This window comes from Mycolicibacterium frederiksbergense, assembly GCF_012223425.1.
Taxonomy (GTDB): Bacteria; Actinomycetota; Actinomycetes; order Mycobacteriales; family Mycobacteriaceae; genus Mycobacterium; species Mycobacterium frederiksbergense.
In genome coordinates this window covers 295,748-317,015 of sequence record NZ_CP038799.1, presented here as the reverse complement: position 1 = coordinate 317,015, position 21,268 = coordinate 295,748, and the positions used below count along the sequence as shown (strand labels likewise).

23 protein-coding genes are annotated in these 21,268 nt (G+C 66.7%); 13 read left to right on the top strand and 10 right to left on the bottom strand.

The window, feature by feature from the left end; translation table 11 throughout:
* The first annotated feature begins 1 nt into the window (after position 1).
* The 3 genes from narI to dosR all read left to right on the top strand — a co-directional run bounded on the left by narI (position 2) and on the right by dosR (position 1,911).
* Positions 2–730 (top strand): respiratory nitrate reductase subunit gamma, encoded by a 729-nt coding sequence (gene narI, locus EXE63_RS04615; RefSeq protein ID WP_168141000.1) that lies wholly within the window; start codon positions 2–4, stop codon positions 728–730.
* A gap of 82 nt (positions 731–812) precedes the next feature.
* Positions 813–1,241 carry a pyridoxamine 5'-phosphate oxidase family protein gene (locus tag EXE63_RS04610; protein ID WP_168140999.1) on the top strand — a complete coding sequence of 143 codons (429 nt, stop codon included), beginning with the start codon at positions 813–815 and terminating at the stop codon, positions 1,239–1,241.
* 13 nt (positions 1,242–1,254) lie between these two features.
* Entirely contained in the window at positions 1,255–1,911 is a 657-nt protein-coding gene (gene dosR, locus EXE63_RS04605) for a hypoxia response regulator transcription factor DosR/DevR (RefSeq protein ID WP_168145397.1), read from the top strand.
* Here the strand turns inward: dosR and EXE63_RS04600 are convergent.
* Both EXE63_RS04600 and EXE63_RS04595 read right to left on the bottom strand, forming a co-directional pair.
* On the bottom strand, positions 1,873–2,859 hold the full coding sequence (locus tag EXE63_RS04600) for an Acg family FMN-binding oxidoreductase (protein WP_168140998.1): 987 nt from the start codon (positions 2,857–2,859) through the stop codon (positions 1,873–1,875). The two genes, dosR and EXE63_RS04600, sit on opposite strands and share 39 nt — an antisense overlap.
* A 127-nt stretch (positions 2,860–2,986) precedes the next feature.
* Positions 2,987–4,531 (bottom strand): molybdopterin-dependent oxidoreductase, encoded by a 1,545-nt coding sequence (locus EXE63_RS04595; protein ID WP_234904361.1) that lies wholly within the window; start codon positions 4,529–4,531, stop codon positions 2,987–2,989.
* A gap of 98 nt (positions 4,532–4,629) precedes the next feature.
* Here EXE63_RS04595 and EXE63_RS04590 point away from each other — a divergent pair, with 98 nt between their 5' ends.
* Entirely contained in the window at positions 4,630–5,397 is a 768-nt protein-coding gene (locus EXE63_RS04590) for an SDR family NAD(P)-dependent oxidoreductase (RefSeq protein WP_168140997.1), read from the top strand.
* 109 nt (positions 5,398–5,506) lie between these two features.
* Positions 5,507–6,859, top strand: a complete 1,353-nt coding sequence (locus EXE63_RS04585; protein ID WP_168140996.1) for a neutral zinc metallopeptidase — start codon at positions 5,507–5,509, stop codon at positions 6,857–6,859.
* 3 nt (positions 6,860–6,862) lie between these two features.
* Here EXE63_RS04585 and EXE63_RS04580 read toward each other — a convergent pair whose 3' ends face one another.
* Positions 6,863–7,612, bottom strand: a complete 750-nt coding sequence (locus EXE63_RS04580; protein ID WP_168140995.1) for a sulfite exporter TauE/SafE family protein — start codon at positions 7,610–7,612, stop codon at positions 6,863–6,865.
* A gap of 185 nt (positions 7,613–7,797) precedes the next feature.
* On the opposite strand from EXE63_RS04580, the gene EXE63_RS04575 reads away from it, so the two are divergent.
* A complete protein-coding gene (locus tag EXE63_RS04575; protein WP_168140994.1) occupies positions 7,798–8,268 on the top strand; it encodes a 2-isopropylmalate synthase in 471 nt (156 codons plus the stop codon).
* A 72-nt stretch (positions 8,269–8,340) separates the two neighbouring features.
* On the opposite strand, the gene EXE63_RS04570 is transcribed toward EXE63_RS04575, so the two are convergent.
* The 3 genes from EXE63_RS04570 to EXE63_RS04560 all read right to left on the bottom strand — a co-directional run bounded on the left by EXE63_RS04570 (position 8,341) and on the right by EXE63_RS04560 (position 11,813).
* Complete coding sequence (locus tag EXE63_RS04570) at positions 8,341–8,727, bottom strand: DUF4267 domain-containing protein (protein WP_168140993.1); 387 nt, start codon at positions 8,725–8,727, stop codon at positions 8,341–8,343.
* Positions 8,727–10,175, bottom strand: coding sequence for a cytochrome P450 (locus EXE63_RS04565; protein ID WP_168145395.1), 1,449 nt, complete (start codon positions 10,173–10,175; stop codon positions 8,727–8,729). The genes EXE63_RS04570 and EXE63_RS04565 overlap by 1 nt, the downstream gene beginning before the upstream one ends.
* Before the next feature lie 156 nt (positions 10,176–10,331).
* Entirely contained in the window at positions 10,332–11,813 is a 1,482-nt protein-coding gene (locus EXE63_RS04560) for a cytochrome P450 (RefSeq protein ID WP_168140992.1), read from the bottom strand.
* A gap of 134 nt (positions 11,814–11,947) precedes the next feature.
* Between EXE63_RS04560 and EXE63_RS04555 the strand changes: the two genes are divergently transcribed.
* Both EXE63_RS04555 and EXE63_RS04550 read left to right on the top strand, forming a co-directional pair.
* Positions 11,948–12,592, top strand: a complete 645-nt coding sequence (locus EXE63_RS04555; protein ID WP_168140991.1) for a TetR/AcrR family transcriptional regulator — start codon at positions 11,948–11,950, stop codon at positions 12,590–12,592.
* 34 nt (positions 12,593–12,626) lie between these two features.
* Positions 12,627–13,484 (top strand): SDR family oxidoreductase, encoded by an 858-nt coding sequence (locus EXE63_RS04550; protein ID WP_168140990.1) that lies wholly within the window; start codon positions 12,627–12,629, stop codon positions 13,482–13,484.
* Here EXE63_RS04550 and EXE63_RS04545 read toward each other — a convergent pair.
* Genes EXE63_RS04545 through EXE63_RS04530 form a run of 4 tightly spaced genes read right to left on the bottom strand, consistent with a single transcriptional unit; the run spans position 13,481 to position 16,485 of the window.
* Positions 13,481–13,681, bottom strand: coding sequence for a hypothetical protein (locus EXE63_RS04545; RefSeq protein ID WP_168140989.1), 201 nt, complete (start codon positions 13,679–13,681; stop codon positions 13,481–13,483). The genes EXE63_RS04550 and EXE63_RS04545 overlap by 4 nt on opposite strands.
* A gap of 19 nt (positions 13,682–13,700) precedes the next feature.
* Complete coding sequence (locus EXE63_RS04540) at positions 13,701–14,855, bottom strand: AAA family ATPase (protein ID WP_168140988.1); 1,155 nt, start codon at positions 14,853–14,855, stop codon at positions 13,701–13,703.
* On the bottom strand, positions 14,849–15,880 hold the full coding sequence (locus EXE63_RS04535; RefSeq protein ID WP_168140987.1) for a DNA polymerase IV: 1,032 nt from the start codon (positions 15,878–15,880) through the stop codon (positions 14,849–14,851). Before EXE63_RS04535 ends, EXE63_RS04540 begins: the two co-directional genes overlap by 7 nt.
* Entirely contained in the window at positions 15,877–16,485 is a 609-nt protein-coding gene (locus EXE63_RS04530; protein WP_168140986.1) for a TetR/AcrR family transcriptional regulator, read from the bottom strand. Before EXE63_RS04530 ends, EXE63_RS04535 begins: the two co-directional genes overlap by 4 nt.
* An 88-nt stretch (positions 16,486–16,573) precedes the next feature.
* Between EXE63_RS04530 and EXE63_RS04525 the strand changes: the two genes are divergently transcribed.
* From EXE63_RS04525 to EXE63_RS04505, 5 genes are all read left to right on the top strand, one after another.
* Positions 16,574–17,134: an NADPH-dependent FMN reductase gene (locus tag EXE63_RS04525; RefSeq protein WP_168140985.1), complete on the top strand. Its 561-nt coding sequence runs from the start codon at positions 16,574–16,576 to the stop codon at positions 17,132–17,134.
* A gap of 444 nt (positions 17,135–17,578) precedes the next feature.
* Positions 17,579–17,824, top strand: coding sequence for a redoxin NrdH (locus EXE63_RS04520; RefSeq protein ID WP_067999029.1), 246 nt, complete (start codon positions 17,579–17,581; stop codon positions 17,822–17,824).
* A gap of 35 nt (positions 17,825–17,859) precedes the next feature.
* Positions 17,860–18,312: a class Ib ribonucleoside-diphosphate reductase assembly flavoprotein NrdI gene (gene nrdI / locus EXE63_RS04515; RefSeq protein ID WP_105362639.1), complete on the top strand. Its 453-nt coding sequence runs from the start codon at positions 17,860–17,862 to the stop codon at positions 18,310–18,312.
* Positions 18,279–20,447: a class 1b ribonucleoside-diphosphate reductase subunit alpha gene (gene nrdE / locus EXE63_RS04510; RefSeq protein WP_168140984.1), complete on the top strand. Its 2,169-nt coding sequence runs from the start codon at positions 18,279–18,281 to the stop codon at positions 20,445–20,447. Before nrdI ends, nrdE begins: the two co-directional genes overlap by 34 nt.
* Positions 20,448–20,476: 29 nt before the next feature.
* Positions 20,477–21,232 (top strand): NUMOD3 domain-containing DNA-binding protein, encoded by a 756-nt coding sequence (locus tag EXE63_RS04505; RefSeq protein WP_168140983.1) that lies wholly within the window; start codon positions 20,477–20,479, stop codon positions 21,230–21,232.
* The last annotated feature ends 36 nt before the right edge of the window (positions 21,233–21,268 follow it).

Here is a 21,268-nt window from a genome sequence, read left to right as displayed (position 1 = left end):
CATGTCGGGCTGGGAGATCTTCTGGGACGTGGTGCCGTATGTGACGTTGGCGGTCGTCATCGTCGGCACCTGGTGGCGGTATCGGTATGACAAATTCGGCTGGACCACCCGCTCCTCGCAGCTCTACGAATCGCGGTTGCTGCGGATCGGCAGTCCGCTGTTCCACTTCGGCATGCTGGTGGTGATCATCGGGCACGTCATCGGACTGGTGATCCCGGAATCCTGGATGGATCTGGTGATCAGCGAGCACGCCTACCATCTGCAGGCCGTCATCCTCGGCGGCATCGCCGGCATCGCCGCGTTGGTGGGCATCGCGCTGCTGATCTACCGGCGGCGCACCCGCGGTCCGGTGTTCATGGCCACCACCGTCAACGACAAGGTGATGTATCTGGCGTTGGTGGCCGCGATGATCGCTGGTTTCGCCTGCACGCTGCTCGGCGCGACGCCGGCCGGCGCCGACCACGACTACCGGGAGAGCGTCTCCCCGTGGTTCCGCTCCATCTGGATCCTGCAGCCCCGCGGCGATCTGATGGTCGAGGCGCCGCTGCAGTTCCACATTCACGTGATCATCGCGCTCGTGTTGTTCTGTCTGTGGCCGTTCACCCGGCTGGTGCACGTGTTCAGTGCCCCGATCGGCTATCTTTTCCGGCCCTATATCGTCTACCGCAGCCGCGACGTGGCCGCCGGCACGGAACTGGTCGGTTCCCAGCCACACCGCCGCGGCTGGTGACCGTGAAGTAGGGACCTTCGGCTCTGCTGCGGGTGGGTGCGATACGGGACACTGACGGTAGCGACGCGGTGAGGAGGACGGGATGACCAGGGGCCAGGAGCTAGACGTTCTCAACCGCAGGCAGTGCCTGGACAGGTTGGCGCAGGTCAGAGTGGGCAGGCTGGTGTTCACCGAGGATGCCCTGCCGGCCATCCAGCCCGTCAACTTCCGGCTGTGGCACGACGATGTGGTGATCCGGGTGGCCGGCGGACCGAAGCTGGAGGCGGCCACCACCAACCAGGTGGTGGCCTTCGAGGCCGACGAGCTCGACGCCGACCTGCACAACGGGTGGAGCGTGACCGTGGTCGGGCAGGCCGAACCCATCACCGGCATCGACGATCTGGTCGAGGTGGCCGGGACCTTCATCGAGCCGTGGGTGCAGGGCCGTCGTGAGCATTTCATCAGGATCCGCACCGACCGGGTGACCGGCCGGGAGTTCCGTCAGGACGCCGGGCCGCAGTACAAGCCATGATGGTGGCATGCCCGTGGTGAAGGTGTTCCTGGTCGACGATCACGAGGTGGTGCGCCGCGGACTGATCGATCTACTCGGCGCCGACCCGGATCTGCAGGTGGTCGGTGAGGCCGGTACCGTCGCCGAGGCGCTGGCCAGGATTCCGGCCGCGCGGCCCGATGTGGCGGTGCTGGATGTGCGGTTGCCGGACGGCAACGGTATCGAACTGTGCCGCGACCTGCTCTCGGATCTGCCCGATCTGCGGTGTCTGATGCTGACGTCATTCACCTCGGATGAGGCCATGCTGGACGCGATCCTGGCCGGGGCGAGTGGGTTCGTCATCAAGGACATCAAGGGGCTCGAACTCGCGCAGGCCGTCAAGGACGTCGGTGCGGGACGGTCGCTGCTGGACAACCGGGCCGCCGCCGCGCTGATGGCGAACCTGCGTGGCGCCGCCGAGAAGGATGATCCGCTCACCGGGCTGACCGAGCAGGAACGCACCCTGTTGCATCTGTTGTCGGAGGGGCTCACCAACCGTCAGATCGCGGCGCGGATGTTCCTGGCCGAGAAGACGGTGAAGAACTACGTGTCGCGGCTGCTGGCCAAGCTCGGCATGGAACGTCGAACGCAGGCAGCGGTTTTCGCGTCGAAGTTAGAGCAGCGGGGTCGTCCCGTCGATGACGGCCGATAACGGCAGCCGCGGGGTGGAGGGCAACGGATCGGCGTTGACCGGTGCCCAGCCCACCCGCAGCAGCATCTGCGGATGTCCGCTGTCGCCGAACACGTCCTCGCGCACCGCGGCCCGGGTCTCGGCGATCTCCAGCGGCTCGGTGACCGGGCAGCTGGCCAGCCCGAGCGTGGTCGCGGTGAGCAGGACCAGACTGGTGGCCTCACCGGCCCGCAACCGGGACAGCGCGCTGTCGTCCTTGGTGCCCAGCGCCAGCACCGCCCCGGCGTCCCGGTCGGGTGCGCCGTCGGCGGGTTGGGCCAGGGCCGGCCCGGCGAACAGTCGGCCGGGGATGCGGGCCGTCGGATCGGGTTTCGGGGTGTTGTGCGCGGGGACGCCGGCCAGCGAGGCGTACCGCCCACTCCAGGTGGACAACTCGGTCAGGTAGTCACGGTCGGTGGCGTGCCGCCAGACGGCGTCGGCGACGATCTGTTGTAGTTCGGGCAGCCGCTCGACCTGGCGCAGCATCACCCCGACGCGGGCGGCCCGGGCGCCCATCAACGCGATATCGGCGTCGGGCACGGTCCACGGGCTGTACATCCGTCGGTCGGTGCGCCGCCGCGGTATCGCCGCCGCCAGCGGCACATCCGAGCCAGCGGCCGGTGAGCGGCGCATCGTGAGGGTGGCCAGCTGTCCGGGCCGGCCGGGGACCGGGAATCGCTGTACCTGGGCCTGCCAGCCGTGGGCGGCCAGCGCGATGACGGCGTGGTGCAGGGTGGCCCCGCAGCTCAGCAGGAGATCACGCGAGTCCGGATCGGTCTGGGGCAGGGCGCGTTCGAGATCGGTGTGCAGTTCGAGGTGGTCGGCGCCGATATGCCAGCGCCAGGGCTGCGTGTTGTGGATCGAGGGTGCGCGGGTCGCCAACGACAGCACCGTCTCGAGGGTGTGCCGGTCGGGAAAGGTCGCCTCCATGTTTTCAGCCTGCTCCGCCGGGGGACGATGCGACTAGTGCCGAAAGTCCTTATGGCGATGGTGAGCGTGCGAGAACTCGGCCTGCGCTGCGGCGTGTCGGGGAACAGACACGCACGCTCGCCGGGGGTCAGGTGACGGTGAAGGTCACCGCGTGCCGGCCGGTCGCGCCGTCGGGAATCACATCGGCCCGGTCCGCGGTCTGGACGTAGCCGGTGTTGTCGGTGGCGCGCACCGTGACGGTATGCCGGCCGGGCCGATCGGCCCGCCAGTCGAAACTCCACAGCCGCCAGGTGTCATCGGAGTAGGCCGCGCCCAGGGTGGCGGGCTGCCATGGGCCGTCATCGATGCGCACCTCGACCGCGCGCACCCCGCGCGGCTGCGCCCAGGCCACCCCGCCGAACCGGACCGGGCCGACCGGGACGTCCTGCCCACTGCGCGGCACGTCGATCCGCGACTGGGTCTTGATGGGGCCGCGCTCCGCCCAGCCCAGCGGCGTCCAATAACCCTGCGCGGAGTCGAATCTCGTCAGCTCCAGATCAACCACCCACTTGGTGGCCGATACGTAGCCGTACAGGCCGGGCACCACCAGCCGGGCCGGGTAGCCGTGCTCGATCGGCAGCGGTTGCCCGTTCATCGTGATGGCCAGCAGCGAGTTCCGGTCGTCGGTCATCGCCTCGACCGGGGTGCCCGCGGTGAAGCCGTCACTGGATTCGGACAGCACCATGTCGGCGTCCGCGGACACTCCGGCCGCGGCCAGCAGGTCCCGGATCCGGTAGCCGCCCCACACCGCGTTGCCGACCAGATCACCGCCGACCGGGTTGGAGACGCAGGCCAACGTCACCATCTGCTCGACGAGTTCGAACTGCTCCAGATCGGCGAAGCTGAACGTCTTTTCGGCGTCCACCATGCCGTGGATCCGCAGCCGCCACGCATCCCGGGACAGCTGCGGCACACTCAGCGCGGTGTCGATGCGGTAGAAGTCGGCGTTGTCGGTGACGAACGGGGTGACATCGATACCGGCGGGCTGCACCCCCGGCGGGGCCGGGGGCGCGGGTTCGGCCACCTGCGGCGGTGCGAACGCCTCCCGGTCTCCGGCCACCGAATGCACCCGGCGCGACCACATCGCGCCCATTGCCGTGCCGAGCACGCCCAATCCGAGCAGGCCGAGCGCGGCCAGCGACAACCGGCGGCCCGGGTCGGCTTCGGCGGCCTCGTGTGCGGTGCCGTCGCTCAGCCGTCCGGAGGTCAGGAAGCGCAGGGTGAGGATGCCGCCCAGACCGCCGAGGGCGGTGGGGATCACGTCGACCGGCGCCGAATCCGGGCGGGTCAGCACCGCGACGCAGCCGGCGATGGCGGCCGCGGCGAACATCACGCTGCCGATCGGTACCCGGCGCCGTTCGAGCAGGCCGGCGATGGCGGCCAGCACGGCGATGGTCACCAGCACCATCACCGTCAGGAACAGCTTGTCGGCGGTGCCGAAGGTCTGGATCGCCCATTCCTTGACCGGGCCGGGGGTCAGGTCGATGACCGTGGACCCGATCGCGGTGCGGGCGTCGGCGGATGCGCCGAGGGGAACCGCCACCAGGGCGCTGAGGCCCAACGTCACCGCCGCGGCGGCGATACCACTGAGGATCCGGGTCCCGGCGGGGATGACCGGGGATGTGCGAGCCACCCGTCCACGCTAGCCGAGCCAAGGTGCCGAAAGCCTTACCGTAAAGTGACGACCGACCGTAACGTTACATTTTGACCGCTTTATGGAAAGGGAGCTAGATGGAGATTTCGGGCAAGAAGGCCGTGGTTGTCGGCGGGGCATCCGGCTTCGGGCGGGCGACCGTCGAGGCGCTGGCCAAGCGGGGCGCCAGTGTGGCGATCCTCGACCGTGGCCAGTCTAAGGGCAAGGAGGTCGCCGAGCAGGTCGGGGGCTCCTTCTACGAGGCCGACATCACCGACTTCGACGGCACCGAGCAGATCCTGGCCAAGGTGGTCGAGGACCTCGGTGGCCTGCACATCGCGGTGACCACCGCGGGCGGCGGCATCGGGGAGCGCACCGTGAAGAAGGACGGCCCGCATGACCTGCAGTCGTTCCGGAACACCATCGATCTCAACCTGATCGGCACCTTCAACGTCAGCCGGCTGGCGGCCTGGCACATGAGCAAGAACGACCCGGTGGACGAGGAGGCCGAGGAGCGCGGCGTCATCATCAACACCGCCTCGATCGCCGCGTTCGAGGGCCAGATCGGCCAGATCGCCTACACCGCGTCCAAGGCCGCCATCGCCGGCATGTGCCTGACCATGGCGCGGGACCTGGGCAGCCTGGGCATCCGCGCGCTGGCCATCGCGCCGAGCCTGTTCGCGACCGGCCTGACCGAGGGCATCCCGGACGAGTTCGCCAGCGTGCTGACCAAGGACGCCGCCTTCCCGAAGCGCCTCGGCAAGCCCGAGGAGTACGCCAAGCTGGCGCTGGCCATCGTGGAGAACCCGATGCTCAACGGGCAGTGCCTGCGGCTGGACGCCGGGCAGCGCTTCGCCCCCAAGTAGACGTTGCGGATTCGGCGCGCCCGCGACCGCTCAGCGGTCGCGAGTGCGCCGAAATCGCATTTGGCGCGCAACCTATCCAATTTGCGCAATGCCCCGCTAATGTTTGCCCATGAATCTCAAGGTGTGGGCCGCCGGGGCGGCCGTGCTGGTCGTTTCGGCGTGCGGTTCTGCCCAGCCGAAGATCCCGTCGCCGGCCGAGAAGAAGGGTTCGTCGCCCGACACCAGCAGCATCACCATCGAGGGCGATGCCTCTGAGCCGGTCAACCAGATCGCGATCCAGGCGATCGCGGATCTGGAGCAGTACTGGGCGCAGCACTATCCGGAGCTCTACGGCGAGGATTTCAAGCAGATCGCCGGTGGCTACTTTGCCGTCACACAGGACAGTGACGCGCCGCCGTGCACGACCGAACCCGACGAGGTCGCCGGCAACGCCTTCTACTGCGCGACCGAGGATGTCATCGCCTGGGACGCCCAGGTACTGCTGCCCGATATGCAGTCCAAGTACGGGGACTTCGTCATCCCGGTCGTGATGGCCCATGAGTTCGCGCACGCCGTCCAGGCTCGTGCGCATTTCACCGCGCGCACCGTCACCCGGGAACTGCAGGCGGACTGCTTCGCCGGTGCGTGGGCGCGTCACGCCCAGGACACCGGTGCCTTCGAGGTGACCAGCGCCGACCTCGACACCGCTCTTGCCGGTGTGCTCGACCTGCGTGACAACCCGGGCACGGCCAAGACCGACCCGAACGCGCACGGCAGCGGGTTCGACCGGGTCAGCGCCTTCCAGGACGGTTTCGACAACGGTCTGGATCGGTGCAAGGACTACCGCGACGACGAGCCGATGGTCCTTGCGCTGCCGTTCAACAACATCGCGGATGCGGCCAGCGGCGGTGACGCGCCGTACGACTCGATCGTCAACGGGGTGCCCTACGACCTGGAGGACTACTGGACGCAGCTCTACCCGGAGCTCACTGGCCGGGCATGGCGACCGGTGCGGGGTCTGGAGGCATTCGATCCGGCCGATCCGCCGATGTGCGGTAGCCAGTCGACCGAGGGCTACTCGCTGTTCTATTGTGTCCCAGACGATTACGTGGGCTGGGACAATGTCGAGACCATGCCGCACGTGTACGACCAGGGTGGGGACTACGCGGTGTCCACGCTGCTGGCCACCCAGTACGGTCTGGCCGCGCTGAGCCGCCTTGGCGACGATTCCGATGAGAAGACCTCCACCCTGCGCGCCGACTGCCTGGCCGGCGGGTACACCGCCAGCGTGATCCTGCACAACCGGGCCGAAACCAGCTCCTGGCAGATCTCACCGGGCGATCTCGACGAGGGCATCAAGGCGCTGCTGGTGTTCCGCGGTGACGGCGACGCCGACCGCCAGGGTGCCGGGTTCGACCGGGTACGGGCGTTCCGCGAGGGTGTCATCAACGGAGCCGAAAGCTGCCTGGACTACGAGAACTGACGCTCAGTGGTAGGTGTCGAGGCCCAGCTTGACCGCCAGCGCCAGGCCGGCGACGGCGATCAGCAGGCGCAGCGGGGTGGCGGGCGCATGCCGCACCACGATCGGGCCGAGTCGGGAGCCGATGAGACAGCCGACGCCCATCGCCGCCACGGCCGGCCAGTGCACCGGCGCGACGATTGCGAACACCACCGCGGCGGTGCCGTTCGACGCGCCGAGTACCACGTTCTTGGTCGCGTTGGCGTGGGCGAGGGTGGTGCCGCCGGTGCGCAGGAACAGCGCCAGCAGCAACACTCCCGCTGCGGCGCCGAAGAACCCGCCGTACACGCAGATGACGCCGACGATGACGGCCCGCAAGATGGTGCGCGCCAGCGTCGGCGCCACACCGGTGTCCTTGCCCCGGGGCAGTGCGATCGCCACCGCGGCCACCGCGAGCAGGATGGGCACCGCGTTCTCGAATCCCTCCGACGGGATGGACAGCAGCAGCACCGCGCCCGCGAGCCCGCCGAGTGCACCCATCGGGACCAGCCGCTTGAGCTGCGGGCCCTGGCCGGCGAGTTCGGGCAGTGAGCCCCGCACCGAGCCGAAGGTGTTGAACACCAGGGCCGCGGTGTTCGTCACGTTGGCGGTCACCGGCGGCAGGCCGACCATCAACAGTGCCGGGTAGGTGGATACCGAGGCCAGGCCGGCGATGCTGCCCGCCAGCCCGCCACCGATACCGGCGGCGAACAGCAGCACGAAATCGGCCCATGTCACCGGGCCATCTTCAACTATTCAAAGGAGTTGCGCGCACCCGCCCGACAGGTCTAACCTCGGCGATCGTGCATCACATTCTCGTAGTAGCCAGCACCCGCAGCGGGGTCTGATCCAGACCGACCCCCCGCTGTGGGTCGGACGCTACTACCCGTCGGTCGCTCCCTTTGAGCAGAGAAGACCGGCACATGAACACTCACACCACCACCATCGCGAGCCCCCGCTTCGCGGACTTCTTCGACGCACCCCTGCCGCGCGGACTGCGCGATCTGGCCGCCGAGATGTCCTGGGATGACGTCGCGGACACCTTCGGTTCCAGCGCCGGGCCGCTGCATCTGAGCCAGTGGGAGCAAGCGGACCGGACAGCCGGTCGCCGCCACGCGCACACCTATCGGGCCGCCATCGCCATCGGTGAGCGCACCATCATCGCGTCCGCCACCGCGTCGGGCCCGCTCGGGGCGCTGACCGCCATGCTGTACGAACACGGCATCGCCGTCGAGATGCTGAACTTCCACCAGCTGCAGGCCGGCGGGCAGACCGCGACGTTCATCCGCGGCACCGACGGAGTGGACACCGAATGGGCGATCGGCTGGTCGGAATGCCCGAACCAGTCCGCACTGCGTGCCGTCATCGCCTGCGCCAACCGGCTCGTCGTCTAGCGGCCGAAACTGTATTCCAGACGGGAAAGTTCGACCGAACGCCTTCCGGAATACCGTTTCGGCGGCAGGTATCTAGCGTCCGGGGCGCAGCGCCCACGCGCCGAATGCGACGGCGGCCGCGGGGACACCGACCATCGCCGCGGCGCTGAGGGGTTTGACCTCGCCGCGGCCCAATGCGCCGGCCGCGCCGTCGGCGACATCACAGGCCAGCCCGACCCGCGCCCACGTCCGTCGACGGGAACCCGAGGACGTCACGGTGCCCAGCCCGACCACCACATCGCGCACGCCGAACAACCGCCACAGATACCGCGCCTGACCGTCGGGGCGGCCGAAACCGAACAGCGCCGAGGCCGCGTCCGGTCGCACCCAGGCCAGGGCGCCGATGCCGATGCGCATGGCCGCCAGCGACAGGATGCCCGCGTCCGCGACGCGGTCGCGCTGTGCGGGAGCGGTATTCATCAGAGCGGTCGCAGGATGACCGGCATACCGTCCATCGGCACCGGCATGCCGGCGTAGTCCAGCTTCGCCTTGTAGCCGGGGTACGGCGGCTCCAGGCGGTACTTGCGCAGCAGCCGGTGCATGACGGTCTTGATCTCCAGTTGGCCGAAGACCATGCCGATGCACTTGTGCGCGCCGCCGCCGAACGGCGCAAACGCGTAGCGGTGCCGTTTGTGCTCATTGCGCGGCTCGGCGAAGCGGTCCGGGTCGAACTTCTCCGGGTCGGTCCACAGTTCGGGCAGGTGATGGTTGATCGACGGCCAGGTCACCACGTTCGTGTTGGCGGGGATGAAGTGGCCGAGCAGTTCGGTGTCGCGCACGGTGGAGCGCACATTGAAGGGCAGCGGAGTGACCAGGCGCAGAGCCTCATTGATGACCAGGTCCAGGGTTTCCAGCTTGTCCAGGGCCTCGATGTCGAGCGGTCCGTCGCCGAGGCGGTCGCTCTCCTCGCGACAGCGTTCCTGCCATTCCGGGTTGGCGGCCAGGTGGTACACCATCGTGGTCAGCGTCGAGGTGGACGTGTCGTGCGCGGCCATCATCAGGAAGATCATGTGGTTGACGATGTCCTGATCGGTGAACGTGTTGCCGTCCTCGTCGGCGGTCTGACAGAGCACCGTGAGCATGTCGGTGCCGTCGGAACCGCGCTTCTCCTTGACCCGCTCCTCGAAGTAGTGGTCGAGGACCTTTCGGGCCTGCAGACCCCGCCACCACTTGAACGGCGGCACGCCGGTGCGGACGATGGCGCCGCCCGCGCGGGTGGTCATGGTGAACGCGTCGTTGACCTTGGTCACCAGTTCCTTGTCGCTGCCGGGCTCATGTCCCATGAACACCACCGAGGCGATGTCCAGCGTCAGTTCCTTGACCGCCGGGTAGAAGAGGAAGCGGGCATCGTTTTCCACCCAGTCCCCGGCGATGACCGCCGATGCCACCCGGTCGATGTGCTCGACATAGCCCGTGAGCCGGGAGCGGGTGAAGGCCTCCTGCATGATGCGGCGGTGGAACATGTGCTCGTCGAAGTCGAGCATCATCAGCCCGCGGTTGAAGAAGGGCCCGATGACCGGATCCCAGCCCTTCTGCGAGAAATCCTTGTTGCGGTTCGAGAACACCGCCTGGGTGGCGTCCGGCCCGAGCGCGGCCACGCTGGGCAGCGCGGGGGAGTAGGCGTAGTGCACCGGGCCGAACTTCTTGTACACCTCGAGCAGATACTCCGGACCGGCCCGGAACGTCTCGATCATGTGACCCAGGATGGGCACACCCGAGTCGCCCATCACCGGCTTCAGTCCGCTGCCCGCAGGCGGTTCGGCCAGCACGAACTGCTTGAAGTCGTGTTGCCGCAGCCGCTTTTCGACCGAGCCGAGGCCGGGCATGTTGTTCAGCGTGGGGGTGAACTTTCGCTTGGCCTGATCCATCAGGTAGGCCGGGGTGCTGATGGTCGGCTTGCTCGTGATCGTCACTGACGGAGCTCCTCAAACTGGTCGTGCGGACAGACCTGTGGTCGATGTCACTGTTTGCAGACATCCTGTACGCCGCACTTGACGCCTGTCAAGTTTGGTGTCGGGGTGCGTTCAGCGGATGGCGCGCAAGATGATTGGCATGCCGTCCATCGGCACCGGCATCCCGCCGTTGTCCCATTTCGGGGTGTAGCCGGGCTTGACCAGTTCCAGCCGGTAATTGCGCAGCATCCGGTGCACGATCGTCTTGATCTCCAGCTGGCCGAAGACCATGCCGATGCACTTGTGCGCGCCGCCGCCGAAGGGCGCGAAGGCGTAGCGGTGTTTCTTGTGTTCGCTGCGCGGCTCGGCGAAGCGGTCCGGGTCGAACTTGTCCGGGTCTGTCCACAACTCGGGCAGTCGGTGGTTCATCCCCGGCCAGGTCACCACGTTGGTGCCGGCGGGCACGTAGTACCCGAGCAGATCGGTGTCGCGGACGGTTTGGCGCATGTTGAACGGCAACGGTGTCACCATGCGCAGTGACTCGTTGATCACCAGATCGAGGGTCTCCAGCTTGTCGAGCGCCTCGATGTCGAGCGGGCCGTCGCCGAGCCGGTCGGACTCGTCACGGCAGCGCTGCTGCCACTCCGGGTGGGCGGCCAGGTTGTAGGCGATGGTCGTCGTCGTCGACGTCGAGGTGTCGTGCGCGGCCATCATCAGGAAGATCATGTGGTTGACGATGTCTTCGTCGGAGAACGAGTTCCCGTCGTCATCGCTGGTGTGGCAGAGCACCGACAACATGTCGGTGCCGCCCGAGTTGCGGCGCTCCTTGATGCGCTCGACGAAGTAGTCCTCCAGCACCTTGCGGGCGCGCAGCCCCTGCCACCACTTGAACGGGGGCACGCTGAACCGCAGGATCGCCCCGCCCGAGCGGGTGGTGGTGGCGAACGCATCGTTGACCTTGGTGACCAGCTCGTGGTCGTGCCCGCCGTGCTCGTGGCCCATGAACACCACCGAGGCGATGTCCAGGGTCAGTTCCTTCATGGCGGGGTGGAACAGGAAGCGGGCGTCATCGGTCGGCCAGGCCGCGACCTCGGCGGTGGCGACCTGGTCGATGTGCTCGACGTAGCCGGTCAGTCGGGTCCTGGTGAACGCCTCCTGCATGATGCGGCGGTGGAACATGTGTTCCTCGAAATCCAGCATCATCAGCCCGCGGTTGAAGAACGGGCCGATGACCGGATGCCAGCCCTTCTGCGAATAATCCTTGTTCCGGTTGGAGAAGATCGTCTGGGTGGCATCCGGGCCGAGCGCCACGATGGAGGGCAGGATCGGCGAATCGGCAAACGTGATGGGGCCGCGGGTGTTGTAGAGGTGCAGCGGGAAGTCGGCACCCTCGCGGAACATCTCGATGATGTGCCCGACCAGTGGCAGGCCCGAATCGCCGGCGATGGCCTTGAGCCCGCTGCCCGCCGGGGGTTCGGCCAGGATGTGCTGCTTCCACTCGTGGTTGAGCAAACGCTTCTCGATGGCGCCCATGCCGGGGATCGTGTTGACCGTCGGGGTGAACCGTCGTTTGGCCTGATCCAGCAGGTAGCTCGGGGTACTGATGGTCGACATCGTCAACGCTCCTCAGAAGGTCCTTCCGCCAACAGGGCCGTGTGGCGGATCTCACTCTCGAAACCATCCTGTATGCCAGACTTGACGCATGTCAAGTTTTGTTCTGGCGTGGCGCGGTGCAAAGGTTTAGTGCCATGAGCGCCATCCCCGATACGGAATCCGAGACGCGGCGCAGTCGCGGGGACCGCCAACGCGATGCGATCGTCAAGGCGGTGCGTGAGCTGCTGGGCACCAAGCCCTTTGCCGACCTGTCGGTGAGCATGATCAGCGAACGCGCCGGAGTGGCCCGGTCGGGCTTCTATTTCTACTTCGACTCCAAATACGAAGTACTGGCCTTCATCGTCAAGGACGCCCTGGCCGAACTGGATGTGCTGACCCACAACTTCGCCCCGCGCGACCCCGGGGAGTCGCCCGCCGCGTTCGCCAAGCGGATGGTCGGCAGTGCGGCCGCCGTTTTCGCCACCAACGACCCGATCATGGCGGCCTGCACCGCCGCGCAGGCCACCGACAAGCAGATCGCGGCCATCATGAACGACTTCGAGGACCTGGTGATCGCCAAGATCGTCGGCGTCGTCGAGGACGAGGTGCGCAAGGGCACCCGGCCCATCTCCGATGACATCCCGGCCCTGGTCCGCATGCTGACCGCGACCACCGCGATGACGCTGTCCCACGACGCGGCGTTCGTCGGGCGCGGTACCGACCCGGCACGCGCGATCGATGTGCTGGAACGGCTGTGGCTGAGCGCGCTGTGGGGAACCGCGGCGTCCTGGGAGGACTGATTGCGCAGCGTCGGCACTCGGTAGGGTCGAGAACATGGGTCAGGCGGACAGCTTTGCGGGGAAACGGGTTCTGCTCACCGGCGCGGCCAGCGGTATCGGGCGCGCCACCGCACTGATGCTGGCCCGCCAGGGCGCCGAGCTCTATCTCACCGACCGCGATGTCGAGGGTCTGGCCACCACGGTTGTAGATGCTCAGGCCCTCGGCGCGCAGGTGCCCGCACACCGGGCGTTGGACATCTGCGACTTCGACGCGGTCTCCGCGTTCGGTGCCGATATCCATTCCGCGCACGGCGCGATGGACATCGTGATGAACATCGCCGGGATCTCGGCCTGGGGCACCGTCTCGACGCTGACCCATCAACACTGGAAGTCGATGGTCGACGTCAACCTGATGGGGCCGATCCACATCATCGAGACGTTCGTGCCGCCGATGGTCGCGGCCGGGCGCGGTGGGCACCTGGTGAACGTGTCGTCGGCGGCCGGCATCGTCGCGCTGCCCTGGCACGCCGCCTACAGCGCCAGCAAGTACGGGCTGCGCGGCCTGAGCGAGGTGCTGCGCTTCGATCTGGCGCGACACCGGATCGGGGTCTCTGTGGTCGTGCCGGGAGCGGTGAAAACCGGTCTGGTACAGACCGTTCAGATCGCCGGCGTGGACCGCGAGGATCCCCGGGTGGCCAAATGGGTGGACCGGTTCGCCGGGCACGCCATCTCCCCGGAGAAGGCCGCCGAGAAGATCCTCACCGGGGTGCGGCGCAACCGCTTCATGGTCTACACCTCGCACGATATCCGCGCGCTGTACGCCTTCAAGCGCGCCGCGTGGTGGCCCTACAGCGTGGCCATGCGTCAGGTGAACGTGCTGTTCACCCGGGCGCTGCGCCCGAAATCCCGCTAGGCCGGGGCCAGGTCCCCGCCGGGCGCCGGCGCGAACTCGGGGGCGCTCGGTGACCCGGGCTGTGTGGTCGTGGTCGTCGTCGTGGTGGTCGATACCGGGGCGACGGTGGACGTGTCCGCCGGCTCGGAACTGTTGGCACAGCCGGACAACAGCAGGACTGCGGCCGACGCTGTTGCGGCCATGATGCGCACGCTCATGGGTGTCGATGGTAGGTGCTCAGCGCTTACCCCAGTCCCAAGACTGCGCGGACAGCATGGTCTGGCCCTCGATCCGGGTCTCGCCCCACTCCTTGATCAGTTCCACCGTCGACTCGGGTGCCAGCAGCTCGACCAGACCCGCCGAGTGCGTCACCACCACCACCTGGGTGCTCGCTGCGGCAGACCGGATCATCCCGGCCAGCGGGGCCACCAGATCGGGGTGCAGTGAGGTCTCGGGCTCGTTGAGCACCATCAGCGATGGCGGTCGCGGGCTCAGCAGTGCCGCACCCCACAGCAGGAAACGCAGTGTGCCGTCCGACAATTCGGCGGCCCGCAAGGGACGCAGCATGCCGGTCTGATGGAGCTGCAGCTCGAAGATCCCGTCGCGTACCGCGACCGAGAGCCGCGCACCGTCGAAGGCATCGGCCACCGCTCGGGGCAGGTCGTCGAAACCGACCTCGATGATGGTCTGCACCGCGGCGGCCAGGTCCGCGCCGTCATCGGAGAGCACCGGGGTGCGGGTGCCGACCTGAGGCCGACGCGCCGGGGCGGCGGCGTCGACCCGGAACCCGTCGTAGAACCGCCAGCCGCGCAACCGCTCCCGTACCGCTGCGAGCTCGGGGTGGGTGCCCGGGTCGGCGAACTCGGCCAGCACGCTGCGGTAGCTGGGCAGCGACTGGGCCAGCCGGTCGAAACCGCGCCCGGTTTCGGCGCTGACCTCGGCGTAATCGCGGGTGCGTTGCACCAGAGTGGCGGCGGGCCGTAACACCGGGCCGGCGAAGAGCGCCTCGCGCTTGATCTCGGGATCGCGGGCGAAGAACGAGCCCGGGCCGGCGTATTGGGGCATCCCGAGGTCGATCAGATAGCCGAAATCATCTGAGGCAAAACCGAGTTCGAGAGACACCGGGCGGGTACGGGTGGTGCCCTGGGTCCTGCCGGTGCGCCGGGCGCCCGATGTCTGCTCGGGGCCGGCCCACAGCACCGACTCCAGGCCGCCTTCGCGGGCCAGCGAGCCGATGACCGCGCCGCTGCCGCAGTCTGCCAGCAGTCGCAGCGCCCGGTACACCGAGGACTTTCCGGTGCCGTTTGCGCCGGTGACGACCGTCAGACCACCCAACGGCAGCACGATCTCGCGCAGCGAACGATAGCCACGGATCGCGACGGTGCTCAGCACGGCATCTCCAATTCCAGTCGGACACCCAACAACCGGACGGGGCGGTCGAGTGCGAAATCGTCGAGCAGGGCCAGCGCCTGAGCGGTGATGGTGGCCGGGTCGTTCCCGGGCGCGGGCAGCTTGCGGATCTTGGTCCGGGTGAAGAACGTACTGGTGCGCACCGTCACCGCCACCCGGGTCACGGTGCGGCCTTCGGCGACGATCTCGCTGAGCGTCTGGGCGGCGAGATCGGTGACCGCGCGGTCCATCTCGGTGCGATCGGTCAGGTCGTGCGGGAACGTCACGACGTGGCTGCGCGAGCGCGGTACCCAGGGCTGCGAGCTGACCTCGGTATCGCCGCCGCCCTTGGCCAGCAACAGGATCCCCAGCCCGGTGCTGGGGCCGAACGCCTCGGTCAGGGTGGTGGCGTCGGTCACCGCGAGGTCGGCGACGGTACGGATGTCCATCGCGGCAAGCTTTTTGGCCGTCTTGGGGCCCACCCCCCAGAGTGCGTCGACGGGGCGGTCGCCCATGAGCGTCATCCAGTTGTCCGCTGTCAGGATGAAGATCCCGGCGGGTTTGCCGAACCCGGTGGCCACCTTGGCGCGCTGCTTGTTGTCACTGATGCCGACCGAGCAGGACAGCCCGGTCTCGGCGGCGATGACGGTGCGGATCCGGTCCGCGAGCTCGACGGGGTCGGCGACATCGGCGCCGAGATAGGCCTCGTCCCAACCCCACACCTCCAGCGGGTGGCCCAGGTCGCGCAGCAGCCCCATCACCCGCTCGGAGGCCCGATCGTAGGCCTGCGGGTCCGATGGCAGAAAGGTGGCATCCGGGCATCTGCGGGCCGCGATGCGCAGCGGCATCCCGGCGTGCACACCGAATTCGCGGGCCTCGTAGGACGCGCAGGTGACGACCTTGCGCGCCTCGGTGGGGTCCCCGCTGCCGCCCACGATGACGGGCAGGCCGATCAGTTCGGGATGGCGCTGCAGTTCGACCGAGGCCAGGAACTGGTCCAGGTCGACATGCAGAATCCAGCTGCTCACGTGCCGCAGAGTTTGCGGGCCACCGTCTCCCAGGCGTCGCCGAGTTCGTCGAGGGTCCTGCCGCGGTCGGTCAGCTCGTGGGCCACCCGGTCGGCGTCGAGCAGTGCGGTGAGCGCATCGGCCTGTGCATCGAGATCACCTGTGGTTCCGGCATTTTCGAGGAGCATCCGGACATGGGTGCGATGCAGCGACGCCGGGGCGTTGAACCGGGTGTGTGGGTCACGGGCGGCATCGGAGAGCAGGGCGTGGTGGACGTGGACGAACCTCAACCGGCTGCGGCCGTAGGCCAGCAGACGCTCCAGCGGGGGTGCGCCGGGGCCCAGTGGTGGGGGCCCGAACATGAAGGCCTGCTGTTCGATCACCTCGTCCTCGTCGAGGAGCACGATCATCAACCCCGAGCGGCTGCCGAAGCGCCGGAACAGGGTGCCCTTGCCGACGCCCGCCGCCGCGGCCACGTCGTCCATGGAGACCGCATCGGCTCCGCGTTCGGCGATGAGCGTGCGGGCCGCGTCGAGCAGCAGCGCACGGTTGCGCGCCGCATCGCCGCGTTCCGCCGGTGCGGCGGTGCTCAACGGCAGTGCATTCAGCCGGTCGGGGGCGCCCACCCCTGAACTTTAACTCAGCCGGAATTATTCGGACCGCGGTCCGGTTAAGCTGTGTGAGGATCATCCGGAACAGGAAGGCAACACCACCATGGCCCACAACCAGGACAGCGCCGAAACGAACGTGCTGGTGCTCGTCGGGAGCCTGCGCGCGGCGTCGATCAACAAGCAACTGGCCGAACTCGCCGTCGAATCGGCACCCGAGGGCGTCACCCTGCAGGTATTCGACCGGCTCGGCGAGCTGCCGCATTACAACGAGGATATCGACAACGAGGATGTCCCCGAGCCCGTGCAGGCGCTTCGCGCTGCCGCCGCGGCGGCCGGGGCGGCGCTCGTGGTGACCCCGGAGTACAACGGGTCCATCCCCGGCGTGCTCAAGAACGCCATCGACTGGCTGTCGCGGCCGTGGGGCAACGGTGCGCTCAAGGACAAGCCGGTCGCCGTGATCGGGACCGCGCTGGGCGGATTCGGCGGTGTGTGGGCGCACGACGAAACCCGTAAATCCTTCGGTATTGCCGGCCCGCGGGTCGTCGAGGACCTGAAGCTGTCGATCCCGTCCAAGACGCTCGGGGACCGGCATCCGCGGGAGACCGCCGAGGTGGCGGCCGACGTGCGTGAGGTTGTCGGGAAGCTGGTCGCAGAGATCGGCTGAACCGCTCGGCCCGGAGCCCCCACGGCGTAGCGCCTTTGCTATCGCCGGCGGGGGCTTTCTGCGTTCCGGGGCGGTGGCCGCCGGCGGCGTGCGCGATCGCGACACACCCCGAAATGTGACGTGCGACACGCCGGTGGACGCGCCGCCCAATTGGTTACGACCTGGGAATTTCACGAATGTTGTTCAGAACATCTTGTATCTGTTCGGTTTGTCGGACACTAGGTGTAGTGTCTGACGGACCGCGAGGCCCCAAAGCTTCAGGAGCCGGCGGAGCAGGAATCGAAAGCGTGTCGGTGCCCCCGGCAACAATAGGTTCAGCTTCCGCGGCTCCGGAATTTCCGGGCCCCGCGGTCCGCTGAAACTCAGAGGAATGCAGTACCCGGTGAGTTGCCGGTCCGAATACAAGCTCTACCCCTTCCACACCACACAGGAGCCGTGCCGCAGATGACCGTCACCGTGTACACCAAGCCCGCCTGCGTGCAGTGCAACGCCACCTACAAGGCGTTGGACAAAGAGGGCATCGCCTACGAGAAGGTTGATATCAGCCTCGACACCGAAGCCCGCGACTACGTCATGGCGCTCGGCTACCTGCAGGCACCCGTCGTGGTCGCCGGCAACGACCACTGGTCGGGCTTCCGGCCGGACCGGATCAAGGCACTGGCCGGCACGACTGCCGCCGTCACTGCCTGACACACGACGGATCCGACGACAAGCGAGGAGGAGATATGAGTCATCTCGTGTACTTCTCCAGCGTCTCGGAGAACACCCACCGCTTCGTGCAGAAGCTGGGTTTCCCCGCCGACCACGTCACCCGGATCCCGCTGCACGGCCGTATCGAGGTCGACCACCCCTTCGTGCTGGTCCTGCCGACCTACGGCGGTGGCAAGGTCAGCCCCGACATCAACAGCGGGGGCTATGTCCCCAAGCAGGTCATCGCTTTTCTGAACAACGAGCACAACCGGTCGTTGATCCGCGGCGTCATCGCCGCGGGCAACAACAACTTCGGTGAGGAATTCGCCTACGCAGGCAATGTGGTGTCCGCCAAGTGCGGTGTGCCCTACCTCTACCGTTTCGAACTCATGGGAACCCCGGATGACGTGGAATCCGTCCGTGCGGGCTTGGAAGACTTTTGGAAGGAACAGACGTGCCACCAACCGTCACAGCTGCAGAGCCTGTAACCACCGGGGCTCATGCGCTCCCGGGGGAGACGGACTACCACGCGCTCAACGCGATGCTGAACCTGTACGACAAAGACGGCAACATCCAGTTCGACAAGGACCGGGAAGCCGCCAACCAGTACTTCCTGCAGCACGTCAACCAGAACACCGTGTTCTTCCACAACCAGGACGAGAAACTCGACTACCTGGTCAAGGAGAATTACTACGAGCGCGAGGTGCTCGACCAGTACTCACGGAACTTCGTGAAGTCACTGGTCGACCGTGCCTTCGCCAAGAAGTTCCGGTTCCCGACCTTCCTGGGCGCGTTCAAGTACTACACGTCCTACACGCTGAAGACCTTCGACGGGAAGCGCTACCTGGAGCGCTTCGAGGACCGCGTGGTCATGGTGGCGCTGACACTGGCCGCCGGTGACACCGAGCTGGCCGAGAAGCTGGTCGACGAGATCATCGACGGACGGTTCCAGCCGGCCACCCCGACGTTCCTCAACTCGGGCAAGAAGCAGCGCGGTGAGCCGGTGTCCTGCTTCCTGCTGCGCATCGAGGACAACATGGAGTCCATCGGGCGCTCCATCAACTCCGCCCTGCAGCTGTCCAAGCGCGGCGGCGGAGTCGCCTTGCTGCTCACCAACATTCGTGAGCATGGCGCGCCGATCAAGAACATCGAGAACCAGTCCTCGGGTGTCATCCCGATCATGAAGCTGCTGGAGGACTCGTTCTCCTACGCCAACCAGCTGGGCGCGCGCCAAGGCGCCGGTGCGGTGTACCTGCACGCGCATCACCCTGACATCTACCGGTTCCTCGACACCAAGCGCGAGAACGCCGACGAGAAGATCCGGATCAAGACGCTCTCGCTGGGTGTGGTGATCCCGGACATCACCTTCGAACTGGCCAAGAAGAACGAAGACATGTACCTCTTCTCGCCGTATGACGTCGAGAAGGTCTACGGCGTCGCGTTCGCCGATATCTCGGTCACCGAGAAGTACTACGAGATGGTCGACGACGCCCGGATCCGCAAGACCAAGATCAAGGCGCGGGAGTTCTTCCAGACGCTGGCCGAGCTGCAGTTCGAGTCCGGCTACCCGTACATCATGTACGAGGACACCGTGAACCGGGCCAACCCGATCGCCGGCAAGATCACCCACAGCAACCTGTGCTCGGAGATCCTGCAGGTGTCCACGCCCTCGGAGTTCAACGAGGATCTGTCCTACGCCAAGGTGGGCAAGGACATCTCGTGCAACCTGGGCTCGCTGAACATCGCCAAGGCGATGGACTCGCCGGACTTCGCGCAGACCATCGAGGTGTCCATCCGGGCGCTCACCGCGGTGAGCGACCAGACCCACATCTGGTCGGTGCCGTCCATCGAGCAGGGCAACAACAGCTCGCACGCCATCGGACTGGGGCAGATGAACCTGCACGGCTACCTGGCTCGGGAGCGGATCCACTACGGCTCCGAAGAGGGTGTGGACTTCACCAACATCTACTTCTACACGGTGCTCTACCACGCCCTGCGGGCGTCGAACCTCATTGCGATCGAACGGGGTACGCGCTTCGGCGGGTTCGAGCAGTCCAAGTACGCCTCGGGCGAGTTCTTCGACAAGTACACCGATCGGGTGTGGGAGCCGGCCACCGACAAGGTGCGAAAGCTGTTCGCCGACGCGGAGATCCACATCCCCACCCAGGACGACTGGAAGCTGCTGAAGGAGTCGGTGCAAAAGCACGGCATCTACAACCAGAACCTGCAGGCCGTGCCGCCGACCGGTTCGATCAGCTACATCAACCACTCGACCAGCTCGATCCACCCGGTGGCTTCCAAGATCGAGATCCGCAAGGAAGGCAAGATCGGTCGCGCCTATTACCCGGCGCCGTACCTGACCAACGACAACCTGGAGTTCTACCAGGATGCGTACGAGATCGGGTACGAGAAGATCATCGACACCTACGCCGCGGCCACCCAGCACGTGGACCAGGGCCTGTCGCTGACGCTGTTCTTCAAGGACACTGCCGATACCCGTGAGGTCAACAAGGCGCAGATCTACGCCTGGCGCAAGGGAATCAAGACGCTGTACTACATCCGGCTGCGCCAGATGGCCCTGGAGGGCACCGAGGTGGAAAATTGCGTCAGCTGCATGTTGTGACCACTGGTCATTGAAAGTACGAGACTCTCGTGGTCGTCGAACTCCCGACCGGAGGCCTGATTTACGGGATCAGGCTCCGGTCGGAGTTCGTCTACCGCTATGTGGGTCTTACGACCAGAACTGTCGAGATTCGCTTCAGGCAGCACGTCAAGGTCGCGCGTTCGGGAAGGAAGACGCCGTTCTACGACTGGCTCCGGGTGCACAATGGCGATGACGTCGTTGTTGAGATACTCGAAGAGGTAGAAGGCCTCGAAGAGCTCGGATGGGCAGAAATCGACTGGATCGAGCTGCTTCGGCATGTGGGGCATCCGTTGCTCAATTTGTCCCAGGGCGGTCTGGGCCCGATGGGCATCGAGTGGACTGCCGAAATGCGTGAAGCAGCCAGAATCCGATCGACGGGGCGCAAAGGCGTCAGCAGATTCGCCGACGCCAATCCATTTCACGGTCGTACTCACGCAGCCGAGCTGCGCGCGAAGTGGTCAGAGCTCCGAAAGGGGCAGAATGTGGGGCCCGAGAACCCCAACTTCGGAAAATTCGGACGTGACCACCCGAGCTTTGGTCATGTGATGTCTGAGGACGCTCGCCAACGCCTGGCCGAACAAAGACGAGGCGCCGGTAATCCGAATTTTGGGCTTCGAGCGAGTGCTGAGACGCGCGCCAAGATGTCGGCGGTGCGTAAGGGGCGACCAATGCCGTCCAGTAGGCGGAGTGCGCACACCCGGCACCACACAAACCGGGGAATCAAGAAAGACACTTGTCGATATTGCATCGAAGATTCAAATTGAGTCGGCCAGCATCCAAGAAACTCTGTGCGCGAGAAT